Genomic DNA, 16,509 nt, shown 5'->3' with positions numbered 1-16,509 from the left:
CGGCCTGTTGGGTAACGGTGGCGTCCTCGATGGCCTGCTGGGCGAAGGGGATGGCCTGCTCGACGGCGTCCTGGGCAACGACGGTGTCGTGGCCCAAGTGCTCGACACCCTCCTGGGCGAGCAAGGTCTGCTGAGCGGTCTGACCGACGGTGACCTGCTCGGCGATACCGGCTTTATTAACAGCCTGCTCGATTCACTGCTCGGTAACCAAGGCCTCTTGGCAAACCTGCTGGGTCAGGACGTGCTAGGCCAGAATCTTGGTAATGAGGTTATCGATGGCTTGCTAGGTCCGAACGGCTTGTTGACAGGCCTATTAGGCGCCGATGGTGTGCTGAGTAATTTGGTTGAAGATAAAACAGCGTTGCTCAGTGAGATCTTAGGTAACGACGGCCTTGTATCCCAGGTGCTCGATGACTTGCTGGGTGAGGGTGGCCTACTAAGTGATCTTGAAAGCGATCTCTTGGGTGAAAACGGCTTAGTAAGTCGACTACTGGATAATCTGGTAGGTCCTGCTGGCTTACTAGCGGGTCTCATCGGCGGTGAACAACTCAACGATGACTTGGTTACTGGCTTGCTAGATGGGCTCTTTGGTCAAGAAGGCGTGCTGGCAGCCTTGCTAGACAGTGAAGGCTTACTTGGAGGACTAAATGGTAACAACGGCGAGCTGCTCTCGGGTCTGTTGGGTGAAGACGGCCTGGTGACCAACCTGCTCGACACCCTGACCGGCGAGCAAGGCCTGCTAAGCGGCCTCACGGGCGATGACCTGCTGGGCGGTGATGGTGGTCTACTGGGCGAAGATGGCCTGGTCGGCAATCTGCTCAACACCGTGGCGGGTCCCAACGGCTTGCTAGGTAACCTGCTGAGTACGCCGCTCGAGGGCAACGTAGTCAGCGACTTGGTGGACGGTCTGCTGGGCCAAGACGGCCTGGTCGGCGGTCTGCTGGGTGGCCAGGAGCTGGGTAACGGCGAGCTGCTCTCGGGTCTGCTGGGTCAAGACGGCCTGGTGACCAACCTGCTCGACACCCTGACCGGCGAGAATGGTCTGCTAAGCGGCCTCACTGGCGATGACCTGCTGGGGGGTGATGGTGGTCTACTGGGCGAAGATGGCCTGGTCGGCAATCTGCTCAACACCGTGGCGGGTCCCAACGGCTTGCTAGGTAACCTGCTGAGTACGCCGCTCGAGGGCAACGTGGTCAGCGATCTGGTGGACGGTCTGCTGGGCCAAGACGGCCTGGTCGGCGGTCTGCTGGGTGACCAAGGCCTGGATAACGGCGAGCTACTCTCGGGTCTGCTCGGCGAGAATGGGCTGGTCACCGAAACTCTCAATACACTACTGGGTGAAGGCGGTCTCTTAAGTGGCCTCGTGGGCGATCCTGCGGCGAATGCAGGTGGCTTGTTAGGAAGCAATGGCTTGGTAGCCGGTCTTCTCTCGCCGGTAATTGGCTCTGGCGGTTTGTTGATCAGTCTCCAAGGTTCGGTCGAGCTAACGAGTGACCAGGGTAACGGTTTGCTAACCGATTTGATTGGCCCTAATAGCTTACTGAATGGCCTGCTCCAGCCTGGAGGTGCCCTAGAGGGTATTGGCGACCAAGAACTCATCGATGGCTTGCTAGATGAGGAGACGGGTCTGATCAGCGGCATCATAAGTGCGCTCACTAGCGACGATGGACTGCTCAACGACGTGTTGGGTACCGAAGAGATAGGGGGGCTACTTGGTGGCTTGTTGGGTGAAAATGGACTGCTAGGCGGGCTGTTGTCTGATCAAGGTCTATTGGGTCAAGTCGGAAACCTAATCGGCGACCTCGTAGGGGGAATTGGCGGTATCATTGGGGATATTGGCGGCGGCTTGGGCGATATCATTGGTGGTATTGGCGGTCTACTTGGTGGCGGACGCAGTGCCTCTGGCTCTCGCTTACTGAGCACCAACGAGCTAGATAGCACCGATGATGTTCAAAGCTTGGCTTCTGTAGGCGATCATCCCGAGGAGATTACGTTCTTCTCCTTTGCTAACCTGCCCGAGCTCGATACCGGCAGTAATGATGAGGTCGGCGCTATCGCTTCGGTAGATACCTTCGATACCGATGCGCTGGTGGCTTCACTTCTTACTCAGAGCGAGCCGTTGGAGGTAGACGCCGAAGCGCAGATCGATCTTGTGCAGAGCCTGGAGGAGAGCGGGGTGATTGCCAAGGCCGAAGAAACGCAGCCGTTGGCATCCGACGAGGAGGACGATGGTATGGCGCTTACCGACGAGTCGGATCCGACCGAGATGTTGGCCGAGATGACACCGGAGCGCAGTCCGCTTCAAGACGAATGGGATCATCAGGCTTCTATCATCTAACCAACGCGGGTTTAACCCCTTTACACCGGGTCTTAGGGCCCGGTGTTTTATTTTGTGGTGTTCGCATCTTGGAGGCCTAAACGACATCGGAAAAGTCACTCAACCGGCGCCGTTTTCTTCGTGTGTCATTTTGTTAGCGAGAATAGTTGCAAAAGAGGTGGGTAAGCTGCTCTTATAGCGAAGGCATTTTAGTGATCTGATTGAAATAATAACTCTTTGATCAAAAAGTGGTTTCTCGGAAAATGTGTGTCGCTTTAATGAAGTGTATAAAAAAATAAGTGAATATATTTTATTTTGCGCGATTAGTAATTCTTGTTTTATAGCTTACTTCTATAGAGTCCTTTTTGAAGAGCCGCTTGTACAAAGTCCTTTTTGGAAAGTGCTTAGAGTAACGCAGGCCAGTCGCTGGGGGCGTGAATGAAGGAATCGAAGGGATGGGCTTGCTGGCTGGTATCGATCTTGGCCGGTGGCGTCATCGTGGGGGGGCTTCATACGGCCGTATGGGCGCAGGGAATGGCGGGCATGTCGGGGCCGCCTACGTCGCGGCAGAGTATCCGCCCGCAGGTGCCTAGCGCGGCATCTGCGTCGTGTGTGGATCGCCATGCGTTCATTCCGGCGGCGGAGGTAGAGCGCGACGCCGAGGGGCGCTTGGTGCAGCGATTGGCGCCTAGCGCTCGGCCACTGCCTGCGCCCTCTGGGAGCACCAACCCCATGCCTGCTCAGCCTCCGGTCATTTCGCGTACGCAACCGGCAAGACTCGCCGTTATGCCTACCACTACGCTGCCTTCAGCGGAGCCTTCGCCTGCAGTAGCGTCAGCGCAGCCCGAGCCCGCGTCGCGCCCCTCACCTGAGCCCAGAACAAGCTTTACTGCCGCAATCGATGAGACGGCGAGGCCTTCTGTCCCCGCTGCAACGCCGCCGCCGGTAGCCGCTATAACGCCAGACGAGTCGACGACGACAGATCCGGTGAGCTTGCCCATACCATCGACGCCATCAGCCACTACCGAGCCTTCGGTGGGCGTTGGGGGTTCTACCGTGCAGCAGGCGGTATCACCGCTTCCACCGCCTGCCGGTGGCAGAGCTGAGGGGTTGACTCTGCGCGAAGCGGTACAGATGGCCATTGCCTGGCATCCCTCCATCGGCGAGGCATTGGGCCAGCTCTATCAGCAGGGGGAAGAGGTCAATATCGCGCGTTCGGGGTACTTCCCGCAGATTAGCGCGGGGATTACGACCGAGCGGCGCTCCTCCACCAATGGATCAGAAGACGCCTTTACTCTATCGGCATCGCAAATGCTGTATGACTTCGGCCGCGTGAGCAACAGCGTCGATGCGGCGAGTTTTGGCGTGGAGCGCGACCAAGCACGGGTGTGGATCGCCATGGATACGCTCGCCCGGGATACGGCGCAGGCGGTCATCGAAGCACAACGCTTTGAGACCATGATCGCAATTGCCAATGAACAGGTGGCGGGGCTAGAGGAGCTGCAGGGGTTGGCGACGACGCGCTCGGAGCTCGGCGCGAGCACGCGCTCGGATCAGATTCAGGCGCAGTCGCGGGTCGAGGGCGCTGTGGCAACGCTGCAGCAGATGCAGGCGCAGCGCGAGGTCTGGCTCAATACCGTACAGTCGTTGACCGGCCAGAGTGGCCCAGTACAGGTGGCCAACACTTTCCCCGAGGAGCTTACGCAGTCCTGTGCGTTGGCGTCGGATGATTTCGATAACGTTCCCGAGCTATTGGCGGCTCAGGCTCAGGGCGCCGAGGCTCAGGCCATTATTGCGCAAACGCAGTCGGCCTATTTTCCCACACTATCTCTCGATGCCGGGTTCAGCCAGTTCTTGAACCAGCCCAATTTTCAGGATGACGACAACGACGTCACCATCCGTTTGAACCTATCGAGCAACCTCTATCAAGGGGGTGCCACCAGCGCGCGCCGCCGCGCAGCGGACTTTGGCCTACAAACTGCCCAAGCCGCACGCGACTCAGTTCTTCTCGATCTTTCACGCAACCTGCGCGAGGCGCGTAGCCAAACCGATAACCTGGCGCGCCAGTTCGATACGCTGGAGGCAAGGGCACGCAGTATCTCCGAGACCCAAGCGCTCTACCGCCAGCAGTACTTGGCGTTGGGCACGCGTTCGCTGCTCGATTTGCTCAACGCCGAGCAGGAGATCCATCAGTCGCGCTTCGACCAGGCCAACACCCGCTATGACCTCTATCGGTTACAGATCGACTGCCTCTATAACGTCGCTGACATTCGCCCCGCCTTCGGTCTGAACGACGCCATCGTGCAAGGAGTGAGCCTCATACCATGACGCAGCCCGACCCCACGCCGCGCGCCGCAAAAGCGTACTCGCAGGCAAGCCTCGATCACTGGATCGAGATGATGCTGCTGGTCGCCAAGCACTATCGGCTCGAATACTCCAGTGAGAACGTCCGCTTGGGGGCTGCCTGGCAGGCTCAGGCGCCCGAAGGCGAAGTGCTGCGCACCATGGCGCGTCAGTTGGGCATGTCGTTGACCACGGCGCGCTTTGAGCCCGCGACCCTGACGCCGTGGCGATTACCAATGATCGTACAGTTTCATGATGGCCAACTGGCGATGCTCGAATCGCTGGACGGCCAGCGTCATGTCGGCCTGGTGTTCAGCGGCGATGGCGGCAACCGCAGCGCCATGACCCTCGATGAACTAGGCGAGCGGGTCATGACGGCCATCGTGCTGCGCCCGGCGCGCTCGATCCCCGATGCGCGAGTGGACGACTATATCCAACCCTTCGACCGCCACTGGCTGCGGCGGATCGTACTGCGCGATTTGCGCCCTTATGGGCACGTGATGCTGGCCTCCTTGATGGCTAGCACCTTGGCCCTCGCCGGGGTGATTTTTTCGCGCCAGGTCTATGACCGGGTCATTCCCGCCGAGTCGATGCCGACGCTCTACGTGCTGTTTAGCGGCGTCATGTTGGCGCTGCTGTTCGATTTCATTTTGCGCCGCTCGCGGGTGCGGATCACTGACCTATTAGGCAAACGTGCCGATCTGCGCGCCTCCGATCGCGTTTATGGACATGCGCTGCGAATCAAAAACAGCGCTCGGCCGCGCTCGACCGGCACATTCATTTCGCAAATTCGCGAGCTCGAACACGTGCGCGAACTGCTCACTTCAACCACGGTGACCGCCTGTGCCGACATGCCGTTTTTCCTGCTCTTCGCTGCCGTGTTCTGGTACATCGCCGGGCCCTTGGTGTTGGTGCCGTTAGTCGCCTTGGTGCTGATGGTGGTGCCGGGGCTATTGGTGCAGCGTCGTCTGCGCGAACTCGCCAGCGAGTCGATGCGCGATGCTTCGCTGCGCAACGCCATGCTGGTGGAGTCGGTACAGGGGATGGAAGACATCAAGACCCTACAGGCCGAGCCGCACTTTCAGAACCAGTGGAACCACTTCAATGCGGTGACTGCCGATGTGAACCTGCGTTTGCGCTATATCACCAATACCCTGAGCGTGTGGAGCCAAACAGTGCAAACCGGGGTGTTCGCCGCCGTGGTTTTCTTCGGCGCTCCGATGGTGATGAGCGGCGATCTGACCGTGGGGTCGCTAGTGGCGGCTTCCATTCTCGCTACGCGGATGATGGCGCCCATGGCGCAGCTGACCCAGGTGCTGAGTAAGTGGCAGCAGGCCAAGGTCGCGACCGACAGCCTCAATACCATCATGGCACGCGAGGTGGACAACCCCGAGTCGGCGCGGCGTATCCATCGCGCCTATCTCGGAGGAGACTACGCGTTCGAAAGCGCCCGCTTTCGCTACGCCCAGGAGGACGCCACGCCAGCGCTCGATGTCAAACGCCTCACCATCACCAGCGGTGAGCGTATCGGTTTGCTCGGGCGTAACGGCGCGGGTAAGTCGACGCTATTGCAGGCCTGCTCGGGGCTGCTTGAGCCGGCGAGCGGCGAACTGCTGCTCGACGGCGTTCGCCTAGCGCATATCGACCCTGCCGACGTGCGCCGCGACGTGGCGCTATTGAGTCAAAACGCGCGGCTTTTCCACGGCACGCTGCGCGACAACCTGATCATGGGCGCGCCGGGCGCCACTGACGATGACGCCCTGGCTGCCCTTGCCTTGAGCGGCGCCAGCGACTTCGTGCGCAAGCTGTCGGATGGGTTGGACCATATCGTGCTGGAGGGCGGTTTAGGCCTCTCCGGCGGTCAGCGCCAGTCGCTGCTATTGGCGCGCCTGTTGATTCGCCAGCCCAACGTACTGCTGCTGGACGAGCCGACGGCCTCGCTGGACGAAGCCGCCGAGAAGCGCTTCATCCAGCAGCTGGGAGCCTGGCTTCCAGGCAAGACGCTGCTGGTGGCGACCCATCGCATGAGCCTGCTGAGCCTGGTCGATCGCATCATCGTGGTCGACGGCGGGCGCATCGTACTCGATGACACCAAAGAGGTGGTGTTGGCCAGACTCTCGGGCAAGACGCCGCCCGCGCGGCCTAACCAAAGCGCAGGCGCGATGGGAGGTGAGGCATGAAGCAGCGCGGCACGAAAAAGGAGGGCTTTGACGCGCCAGCGCGCCAGCGCGCTGCCGAGGACACCACCTTACTCCTCGACTATGACGAGGATCGGCGACGCTATAACGATGAGGTCGACGATGCCACCGTAGTGCGCTCGACGCGCGTGGTATGGATCATTCTCGCGCTCTTGCTGATGTTCGGCGTGTGGTCCTACTTCGCCGAGGTAGTCGAAGTCTCGACCGGCGATGGCCGCGTGGTGCCCTCCTCACGCGAGCAGGTGATTCAGTCCATGGCAGGTGGGGTTGTGGCCGATCTGCGGGTACGCGAGGGCGATATCGTCGAACAGGGGCAGATACTGGCCCAGCTCGACCCGACCCAAACCGAATCCACGGTGGGGGAGACGGCGGCGCGCTATCGCGCGGCGCTGGCTAGCGTGTCGCGCCTGGAGGCCGAGGTCAACGATGAACCCCTCAGCTTCCCCGAGGAGCTCGACGACTACCCCGATCTCATCGCCATCGAGACGCTTCTGTACCAGACTCGGCGACGCGGGCTCGAAACCTCGCTGAGTGGGATTCAAGAATCGCTTTCGCTGGTGCGCGACGAGTTGCGTATCACTCGTTCTCTGCTCGACGTGGGGGCGGCGAGCAACGTCGAGGTACTCAGACTGAGGCGTCAGGAGAGCGAGCTACAGCTTCAGGCGACCGAAGTGCGCTCGGAGTATTTGATCATGGCGCGCGAGGAGCTCTCCAAGGCGCGCGCGGAAGTAGAGGCGTTATCGTCGGTCATTCGCGGCCGCTCCGATGCCCTGCAGCGGCTGACGCTGCGCTCGCCGGTCAGGGGGATCGTCAACGACATCGAAGTGACCACCATTGGCGGGGTAGTGCCGCCCAACGGGCGGGTGATGGAGATCATCCCACTGGACGATCAGCTAATGATCGAGGCGCGCATCTCCCCGCGTGATGTCGCGTTCATCCATCCTGGCCAGCCTGCCAAGGTCAAGATCACCGCCTATGAATACGCCACCTACGGTGGCTTGGACGGCGAGGTAGTGCTGATCTCACCCGATACCATTCAGGATGAAACGCAGCCAGATGTCTTTTACTATCGGGTCTTCATTCTGACCGAAAACGATGCCCTGGTGAACGAGGCGGGCACACGCTTTCCCATCACGCCAGGAATGATCGCTACCGTCGATATTCGCACTGGTAGCAAAACGATCTTCGATTACCTCATCAAACCGATCAACCACGCGCGTGAGGCGCTGCGCGAGCGCTAAGCGAGCCCTGCAGGAAATAGGCAATGTCGCTATCCCATTTGCTGGTCAAGGCGCTGCCCGCCGTCAAAGTGCGGGCCGCCAAGGCCGTTGTCGACCGCCAACAGATTGATGCCGACGTGCCCGCCTTCACGCTGTTCTTCTCGCTAAGCGATGGCAGCCAGCGCGCCAGTGTGGTCAACGCGTCGGCGGCGACCTTTGAGGCGGCTTGGCAGGCGGCGGCCAACAAAGCCCAGCGGCTAGCAGGACGCAGTAAGGCGGCGCCGACCTGGCTGCGTATCGATTGGGTCACTCAGGTCAAGGTGCAGACCTGGTCAACGCTTGCCGAGCAGCTCAAAAGCGTCAAACGTAACTACTTCCGCTATGGCCTTGCGCTAGATGCACGCTTCACCCATGCCTTTCTCGAGCAGGAGCTGAACGCTAACGCCATGCTCTATGGCGGTGCGAGCGTGCCCCATGCGGTGGTCAATCAGAAGAATTTCAGCCGCTACGCGAGGCGCAAGCACGGCCTGGAGACGCTCGATCTGACCGGGCGCGTTTACCGTTTCGCGACCGAAGGGATCTTCGTCTCGGTGACACAGGCGCCGGTGCTGCTCCACGGACCGGGGCGTAACGCCGGGCGGCGGGCGGTGGCGCGTTTGGATACGCCGCAGGTCGAAACGTTGATTCGTGATAGCAGCCGTTACCTTACTTCGCAGGTGCGCCCGAGCGGCAAGTTCCACTACGGTTGGCACCCTTGTTTTGATCGCGAAATCAATGCCTACAACACCCTACGCCACGCCAGCAGCACCTACGCCATGCTCGAAGCCTGGGAGGTCACCGGTGAGCCCCAGCTCAAGACGAGTATCGAGCGCGCGCTGCATTATCTGACGCGTAAGTTGATCAAGCACGTGCGCCGTGAAGGGCGCCAACTTGCCTTTCTCACTGAAGCTAACGGTGAGATCAAACTTGGCGGCAACGCGGTGTGTCTGCTGGCCCTGACCAAACACGCCGAACTAACCGGAAGTCAGGAGTATCGCCCACTCATCGACGAGCTCGCCGAGGGCATCCTGTTCATGCAAAACGCCGCGACGGGCGGCTTCGTGCACGTGCTCACTCATCCCGATCTGAACGTCAAAGAGGCCTTTCGCATCATCTATTACGATGGCGAGGCTGCATTTGGGCTAATGCGCACCTATGAGCTGACTGGTAACGTCCGCTGGCTCGATGCCGTCGAGCGGGCCTTTGGCTACTTCATTGCCAAGGAGCACTGGCGGGCCCACGACCACTGGCTGAGCTACTGCGTCAACGAACTCACCCGCTACCGCCCCGAGGCGCGCTACTACGCGTTTGGTATCCAGAACGTCGCGGGCTATCTCGATTTCGTGCTGGAGCGCATTACTACCTTCCCCACTCTGCTCGAGCTGATGATGGCCGCCGAAAAAATGGTTACGCGGCTGCAGCAGGACCCGGCTCTGCATCACCTGCTCGAACCGCTCGACCTGGAGAAGTTCTACCGCGCTCTGGAACACCGCGCGCACTATTTGCTCAACGGCCACTTTTGGCCCGAGCTCGCCATGTTTTTCGAAAACCCGGCGCGTATCCTCGGCAGCTTCTTCATTCGCCACCACAGCTTTCGCGTGCGCATCGACGATGTCGAACACTACCTGTCGGGGTTCGTGGCGTATCGGAAGTATCTGTTGAATGCTCAGCCGCCAGAACAGCCAGAACAGCCAGAACAGCCAGAACAGTCAGAACAGTCAGAACAGTCAGAACAGTCAGGCGTGGTTATACCTGCGTTGAGTAGGGTGTCTGTGCAAGCGAGCTTCCTATGCGAAGGTAACTGGCAAACCGATGACGTTACCAAAGCAACCCAGGGGAAGTGGCTGAGGCGCCCAGCATCGCTGCACTGGCGAGCGACGGGCTTGAGCTTTACGCCAAAAACGGTGTTACCTGGGCATATCGTGCTAATACGTGCAAGTGATGGGCAGTTGGGTATTTCTTTGGCCGATATTGACGCATTGGCATATCAGCCGCAGCTCCTAATCGTAAAAGCGCCTTTCGATCTGCGCCAGCTTGGAAATACGATGATGCCTATCTTCGAAGTTGCGGATACTCGGCAAGCCCTCTTCGAGCTAGGGGAGTACGCGCGCCAGCAGATCGAGGGGCGGATTGTGGGTGTTACCGGGAGCGCAGGTAAAACAACCAGCGTGCACATTCTTCGCACACTGCTATCGCTTTGGGGCGACGTTGGGGCAACCCAGCATAGTGCCAATTTGCCTCCAGGTATCGCCTGGACGCTTGCTTCTGTGCCGTGGCGAGCGCGCTTTCACGTCATCGAGATGGCGATTGGTCGTATGCGCCAAAATTCGGCATTGGTCAAGCCGAACGTAGCCCTGTTTCTCAATGCGGGAGCGGCGCACCTTGAGTATCACGGCGACGTCGAGACGGTGGCACTACGCAAAAGCCGTATTTTCGAGGCCATGGCGTCGGGCGGTACGGCCGTTATCAATCGCGATATGGTGCAATGGCCCCTGGTCGCGAAGGCGGCTAGTGATAAGGACTTGAACGTGGTGTCGTTCGGACGACACCCTGATGCCGATATTCGCTGGCAGACGCCTGAAAGCGAAGAGTCGATCACAATTAGCATATTTGACGAGCAGTTGGTTATACCTCGAGGCGAGCAGGGCGACCACTGGGTAATGAACCTACTGGGTGCCTTTGGTGTGCTCCATGCGCTGGGACTACCCGTTAGCGCGGTGGTGCCTTTCATCGAACGCGCGATTCCTCCGTCTGGGCGTGGAAGTCAGAGGCAGATACCGTGGCAAGAGGGCACGCTGCGCATCGTGGATGATGGCTACAATGCCAACCCGCTCTCCATGCAGGCCATGCTGTCGCAGGTAGCTCGGGTTACGGCCACGCGCAAGCACTTGGTGCTTGCCGATATGTTGCAGCTGGGTACTGAGAGCAGCGCCTATCACTACGCTCTAGTAGAGCCAATTGTTGCCAGCGGCGCTCAGGCCGTTTGGCTGCTGGGTGAGCAAATGCAGGCTTTAGTCGACCCCTTGCGTAAACGTATCGACAGTGTCGAGCACTTTGCTACTGCGGCAAGCCTGCAAGCAGCCTTAGAGCGCCGTTTAGTTGCGGGTGACTGGATCGTCTTCAAAGGCTCTAACTATTTCGGTCTGAGTCGAATGGCACAGGCACTATGCTGGCCCACAGAGAGTGGCAACTAACCGTATATGCGCCACGTTTTCTTGAAGAATGAAAAATATCAAACAAGCACTTGCGTTATCCAAGGCGCCTCTGTACTATATGCATCCGTTCGGTAGGGGTCGTTAGCTCAGTTGGTAGAGCAGTTGGCTTTTAACCAATTGGTCGTAGGTTCGAATCCTACACGACCCACCATCCGGACCTTATCGATGCTGTCATGCCGATACGCCTAAGGTGGGCATGATTGAGTAAAGCATAGGTAAGTGTGATGCAGTATCCGGGTCGTTAGCTCAGTTGGTAGAGCAGTTGGCTTTTAACCAATTGGTCGTAGGTTCGAATCCTACACGACCCACCAAATTCAACGCCCCCGACAGCTTGCTGTCGGGGGCGTTCTGCGTTGGGGCTAACGCTGGTGGGTGCTGTGCGTCGCATGCGTCAACGGAATTTATCCATGGTCTCGCGGTAGGCGATGAAGTCGTCGCGGCGTTGTTCGATGCGCGCAAGCGCGAGTTGATCGTTCTCGCGTTCGGCGGCGCTGCGGGCAATGCCGAGCTGACGAATGCCGCTATCGATATTGCCGGTGAGCTGAAGATACTCTGCACGGGCCAGGTGCCCCCAGCCATCGTGGCCGCTGCGCCCGGCGGCCTCGGCCAGCAGGTTGAAGCCTTGCGGGTTCTCCGGCTGGCTCGCGGTAAGCCGTCGCAGCAGATCGAAGGCGGCCTGCGGGTCGCGCTGAAGCTGCGCTTCGGCGAGGATCATCTGTGCCGGTAGGTAGTTGGGCATGAAGCGTAGCTGGCGCTGGCTACGGGTGATGGCGTCATCGAAGCGGCGCGCGTTTAGCGCGATATCGGCAGCGGAGACGGGCAGAAGGGCAAGATCGGGCTGCTCGACGGCTAACTGGTCGAGTGTCTGCAGCGCCTGATCGACGTTGCCACGGTTGGCATCGGTCAGGGCGCTCAGGTAGCGCAACGCCGTTTCTTCAGCGTTTTCGCGCTCCATGCGCACAGTGGCTTGATCTGGAGTGCTGCGGTAGATGTGGGCGAGTGCACGTGCGCGCATCATGTCGTAAAGCAGGTCACTACGCGGTGTGGCAGCAACGTTGAGCTGTGAGGCGCGGGCTTGGGCGTCGCTCAAGCGGCTTTCGGTAACGGGATGGGTAAGCAAAAACTCGGGCGGGTTGCCGCCCTGTAGCCGCGCCATGCGCTGCATGGCGGCGAACATGCGTACCATCGCCTCGGGATCGTAACCTGCGGCGGCCATGGCCTGTAGCCCGATCCGGTCGGCCTCTTGCTCGAAGCGCCGCGAGTAGCTTAACCGATCCTGCATGAAGGCGGCTTGGGAGCCCATGGCGGTGGCAAGCCCGGCATCGCCTCCGCCGCTGGCGGCGATCAGCATACCGGCCAGCATGGCGGCCATGGCGGGTAACTGGGTCTGCTCGGCGCGGGCCATGTTGCGCGCGTAGTGGCGCTGCGAGAGGTGGCCAAGCTCGTGGGCGAGCACCGACACGAACGAGCCTTCGTCTTCGGCAAAGGCAAACAAGCCCGAATTGACCCCTACCACACCGCCGGGGACGGCAAAGGCGTTGAGGGCGCGGTTATCGACCAGCACGATAGTGGTTTGCAGGTTGCTGACTTGACTATGAGGCGCTAACCGGGCGATCAAGCTCGTCAAATAGTCGTTGACGATGGGGTCGTTCCACTGCGGCGCTTGAGCGCGGAACTGGCGCAGCCAAGCGCGTCCCAGCTCGTACTCTTCGTTGGTGGTGACGCTCGAGGTGTTCCCAAGCGACGGCAATCCCTGCTCATCGACGGCGTGAGCCGAATCCAGAGACATGAACCCGGGGCTTAAAGCCAGCGCGAAGAGCCAGCTCGAAAGGCGAAAGCGACGGCGTGGCATGAGATCCTCTTGATCGAAATGTCGGCGCAGTAACGCCAGGGGCAGGGCGTGGCAAAAGGCATTCGCCGTGCCTGTGACATTGATTCATACCAGGAAGTGCCGTTAAATCAAAGATAGATAGTCAGCGACGTTGGGCGTATTGCGTCCAACGTCGCGCCGTCTCTGCCCAGTGTTCTAGAAAACAGAGGGTTAGGCCATAACTTAGTGAGCGCTAGCGAAATGATGCCATGCCACACGTAAGGTGATGGCTAACCAGCGTCCAAGCAAGCGCTAAAAAACGTCAAGAGAGCGTTACCCAGAGCGTCACCAAGACGTTATCAAGAAGTCATTAAGAGAGTCGAGCAAACGTCCTATGTCGGAACCCTTTTTCTTGCCACAGCCCGATCATGTGCTCGATGCCCGTGACCTGCGCTGCCCCTTGCCGCTGTTGAAGGCCAAGCAGGCGCTGGCAGCCCTCGATGAGGGGCAACTGCTCGAAGTGCGTGCCACCGATGCCGGGTCCTGGCGTGACATGGTCGCGTTCACCGAGCAAAGCGCCCACACGCTGGAGGCGCGCGAACAGCGCGACGGTCTCTATCTGTTTTGGATTCGCAAGGCGGGAGCGTCCACGTCATGACCCTAGGGGCTATTTTCAAGCGCTGGATCGAGCGCTACTTCTCCGACGAAGAGGCGGTCATCCTGTTGCTGGTGCTGGTGGCAGGGTTTGCGGCCATCATCTGGTTTGGCCGCATGATGGCGCCGTTTTTGACCGCGCTAGTGGTGGCTTTTTTACTCCAGGGCGTAGTGAGCGCCTTGAATCGACGCGGCATTCCTCATCTTCTGTCGGTGATCGTGGTCTTTCTCGCGTTTATTAGCGTGCTGCTGACCCTTGCGTTCATTCTTATGCCGCTGATCTGGAATCAGCTGGTGGGGCTAGTGCAAGAAACGCCGCGCATGTTTGCCAGTGGCCAGCACTGGCTCGACGAGATGCAGGAGCGCTACCCCAATTTGATCTCACCGGATCAAATGCAGAGCTGGATCGGCGTTGCCAGCCGCGAAATCAGCCAAGTTGGCCAGCGCGCGCTGACGCTGTCGCTGTCGTCGTTGGGCAATGTCCTGTCATTGATCATCTACTTGGTGCTGGTGCCGATCCTGGTCTTTTTCATGCTCAAGGATCGCGATGCCCTAGTGGGGTTCGTGCTGTCGTTACTGCCGCAAAAGCGCGCTTTGATGAGCCGCATCTGGAACGAGATGGACGATCAGATCGCCAACTACATTCGTGGTAAGTTCATCGAGATCATCATCGTTGGCTCGGTGACCTTCGTTACCTTTGCGCTGTTGGGCGTGCCCTATTCGGCACTCTTGGCGGTGTTGGTCGGGTTTTCGGTGCTGGTGCCCTACATCGGCGCCACGGTTGCTACGCTTCCGGTCGCGGCCGTGGCGGGCTTTCACTTCGGTTTGAGCGAGCAATTTCTCTACGTCATGGTCGCCTACGGCGTGATTCAGGCGCTCGATGGCAACGTGCTCGCGCCGGTACTGTTCTCGGAGACCAATAATATTCACCCGGTCTCGATCATCGTCGCGGTGCTGTTTTTCGGCGGTATCTGGGGCTTTTGGGGGGTGTTTTTCGCCATTCCACTGGCGACGCTGCTCAAGGCACTGGTCTACGCGTGGCCACGTGGCATCAGCCAGCGCGGTGAACCTGCGGCCATCGTGGTCGAGGAGTCGCCGCGCTAGGCAATTGGCGCTGCTAGCTCTGCTGATGCAGCGCCTGGGCCGCGGCCAATACTTCTTCGGCGTGGCCGGGAACTTTTACACCGCGCCACTGCTGGGCGAGTTTGCCCTCTTTATCGATCAAAAACGTGCTGCGCTCGATGCCCAGATGCTCCTTGCCGTACATCTTCTTGAGCTTGATGACGTCGAAGAGCGTGCACACGGCTTCGTCCTTGTCGGAGATTAGGGCGAAGTTGAAGTCCTGTTTGGCCTTGAAGTTCTCCTGAGCGCGTAGACCGTCGCGGGAGACGCCGATCACGACGGTATTGGCGGCATCGAAGGCCGCCATGCGGTCACGAAAGTCGCCGCCTTCGGTGGTGCAGCCTGGCGTGCTGGCCTTGGGGTAGAAGTAGATCACTACCTGTTGGCCTTTCAGGGCGGAAAGGGTAACGGTGGTATCGCCCGTGGCAGGGGCAGAAAAATCGGGAACGACCTGACCGATCGCAAGGCTCATGGTGGGCTCCTTAGATGACGTGAGGGAGTAGGCATTACACGCAAGCGGAGTGGCGGTGTCAAAGCGTGATACCCGATAAAGTGCCTCGGGAGCCGCTTTACGCTGTACAGGGTGGGGCGGTCTGAGTACCATTTGCCTTTTGCGGAAGCGACGGCTTCGGACTTTCTTGCGCTGCGCGCCAAGGCGCATCGCATCGACACAGCGGTGAGGAAATAACGGATGATCACAGGCAGCATTGTCGCCCTGGCGACGCCGATGAAGGTCAATGGCGATATCGACTGGGACGCGCTTCGGCGTCTGGTGAACTTCCACCTCGATAACGGTACCGATGCCATCGTTGCCGCCGGTACCACCGGTGAGCCGACCACGATGTCGTTCGCCGAACATTTCGATGTCATTCGCAGCGTAGTGGAAGAGGTCAACGGGCGTATCCCGGTAATCGCCGGTACCGGCGCCAACGCCACCTCAGAAGCCGTCGAGCTCGCTCGCTACGCCAGCGAAGTCGGTGCCGACTACTGCCTGTCGGTCTGCCCCTACTACAACAAGCCCACCCAGGAAGGTCTCTTTCAGCACTTCAAGGCGGTGGCCGAGGGCAGCAAGCTGCCGGTGATCCTTTATAACGTGCCGGGGCGCACCTGCTCGGATCTCTACAACGAGACCGTACTGCGCTTAGCCGAAGTCGACAATATCATGGGGCTCAAGGACGCCACGGGGAACCTTGAGCGTGCCGAGGATCTAATCGCTCGCCTCAAGGGCAGCGACTTCATGCTCTACTCCGGTGACGATGCCACGGCCTGCGACTTCATGCTGATGGGCGGGCATGGGGACATCTCGGTGACTGCCAACGTGGCTCCCCGCGCGATGCACGATCTGTGCGTGGCGGCGGTGGCGGGCAACGCCGAACAGGCGCACTCCATCAATACGCGCCTGATGCCACTGCACACCAATCTCGGCATCGAGGCCAACCCGATTCCGGTAAAATGGGCGCTGAACCGTATGGGGTACATGGATACCGGCATTCGCCTGCCGCTGACGTGGCTCTCCGAGAAGTATCACGCCACGGTTAGCGAAGCCCTGCAGCTGGCGGGCGTGATCGAAGACTGACCGCGAGGCGAAACC

General features: G+C 59.8%; 12 protein-coding genes and 2 tRNA genes. 10 read left to right on the top strand and 4 right to left on the bottom strand.

Going from position 1 to position 16,509, the window contains the following annotated elements; genetic code table 11:
• Positions 1-2,338 (top strand): hypothetical protein (locus tag LLY24_RS11165; protein WP_427854557.1); only part of this gene is annotated, 2,338 nt, incomplete at its 5' end.
• Positions 2,339-2,826: 488 nt separating this feature from the next.
• Here the strand turns inward: LLY24_RS11165 and LLY24_RS11160 are convergent.
• A complete protein-coding gene (locus LLY24_RS11160) occupies positions 2,827-3,051 on the bottom strand; it encodes a hypothetical protein (protein ID WP_259036360.1) in 225 nt (74 codons plus the stop codon).
• Between the two features lie 6 nt (positions 3,052-3,057).
• Positions 3,058-3,459 (bottom strand): hypothetical protein, encoded by a 402-nt coding sequence (locus LLY24_RS11155; RefSeq protein ID WP_259036359.1) that lies wholly within the window; start codon positions 3,457-3,459, stop codon positions 3,058-3,060.
• Between LLY24_RS11155 and LLY24_RS11150 the strand changes: the two genes are divergently transcribed.
• The 6 genes from LLY24_RS11150 to LLY24_RS11125 all read left to right on the top strand — a co-directional run bounded on the left by LLY24_RS11150 (position 3,452) and on the right by LLY24_RS11125 (position 11,643).
• Positions 3,452-4,645, top strand: coding sequence for a TolC family outer membrane protein (locus LLY24_RS11150; RefSeq protein ID WP_259036358.1), 1,194 nt, complete (start codon positions 3,452-3,454; stop codon positions 4,643-4,645). The genes LLY24_RS11155 and LLY24_RS11150 overlap by 8 nt on opposite strands.
• The gene (locus LLY24_RS11145; protein ID WP_259036357.1) at positions 4,642-6,840 is read left to right on the top strand and encodes a type I secretion system permease/ATPase; all 2,199 of its coding nucleotides are present in this window, start codon (positions 4,642-4,644) and stop codon (positions 6,838-6,840) included. The genes LLY24_RS11150 and LLY24_RS11145 overlap by 4 nt, the downstream gene beginning before the upstream one ends.
• Positions 6,837-8,099: an HlyD family type I secretion periplasmic adaptor subunit gene (locus LLY24_RS11140; RefSeq protein WP_259036356.1), complete on the top strand. Its 1,263-nt coding sequence runs from the start codon at positions 6,837-6,839 to the stop codon at positions 8,097-8,099. The genes LLY24_RS11145 and LLY24_RS11140 overlap by 4 nt, the downstream gene beginning before the upstream one ends.
• 23 nt (positions 8,100-8,122) lie before the next feature.
• Entirely contained in the window at positions 8,123-11,311 is a 3,189-nt protein-coding gene (locus LLY24_RS11135; protein WP_259036355.1) for a Mur ligase family protein, read from the top strand.
• Between the two features lie 96 nt (positions 11,312-11,407).
• Positions 11,408-11,483: transfer RNA gene (locus LLY24_RS11130), tRNA-Lys, on the top strand.
• A gap of 84 nt (positions 11,484-11,567) precedes the next feature.
• Positions 11,568-11,643 (top strand) — tRNA-Lys (locus LLY24_RS11125).
• A gap of 80 nt (positions 11,644-11,723) precedes the next feature.
• On the opposite strand, the gene LLY24_RS11120 is transcribed toward LLY24_RS11125, so the two are convergent.
• A complete protein-coding gene (locus tag LLY24_RS11120) occupies positions 11,724-13,184 on the bottom strand; it encodes a M48 family metalloprotease (RefSeq protein ID WP_427854556.1) in 1,461 nt (486 codons plus the stop codon).
• 352 nt (positions 13,185-13,536) lie between these two features.
• On the opposite strand from LLY24_RS11120, the gene LLY24_RS11115 reads away from it, so the two are divergent.
• Both LLY24_RS11115 and LLY24_RS11110 read left to right on the top strand, forming a co-directional pair.
• A complete protein-coding gene (locus LLY24_RS11115; RefSeq protein ID WP_259036354.1) occupies positions 13,537-13,800 on the top strand; it encodes a sulfurtransferase TusA family protein in 264 nt (87 codons plus the stop codon).
• Positions 13,797-14,900, top strand: a complete 1,104-nt coding sequence (locus tag LLY24_RS11110; RefSeq protein WP_259036353.1) for an AI-2E family transporter — start codon at positions 13,797-13,799, stop codon at positions 14,898-14,900. The genes LLY24_RS11115 and LLY24_RS11110 overlap by 4 nt, the downstream gene beginning before the upstream one ends.
• Before the next feature lie 13 nt (positions 14,901-14,913).
• Here LLY24_RS11110 and LLY24_RS11105 read toward each other — a convergent pair whose 3' ends face one another.
• Entirely contained in the window at positions 14,914-15,390 is a 477-nt protein-coding gene (locus LLY24_RS11105; protein ID WP_259036352.1) for a peroxiredoxin, read from the bottom strand.
• A 219-nt stretch (positions 15,391-15,609) separates the two neighbouring features.
• Between LLY24_RS11105 and dapA the strand changes: the two genes are divergently transcribed.
• Positions 15,610-16,494, top strand: coding sequence for a 4-hydroxy-tetrahydrodipicolinate synthase (gene dapA, locus LLY24_RS11100; protein ID WP_259036351.1), 885 nt, complete (start codon positions 15,610-15,612; stop codon positions 16,492-16,494).
• The last annotated feature ends 15 nt before the right edge of the window (positions 16,495-16,509 follow it).

Origin of the sequence: Halomonas dongshanensis, assembly GCF_024790395.1 — a bacterium.
Classification (GTDB): Bacteria; Pseudomonadota; Gammaproteobacteria; order Pseudomonadales; family Halomonadaceae; genus Vreelandella; species Vreelandella dongshanensis.
This window is presented reverse-complemented; position numbering and strand designations above follow the sequence as displayed.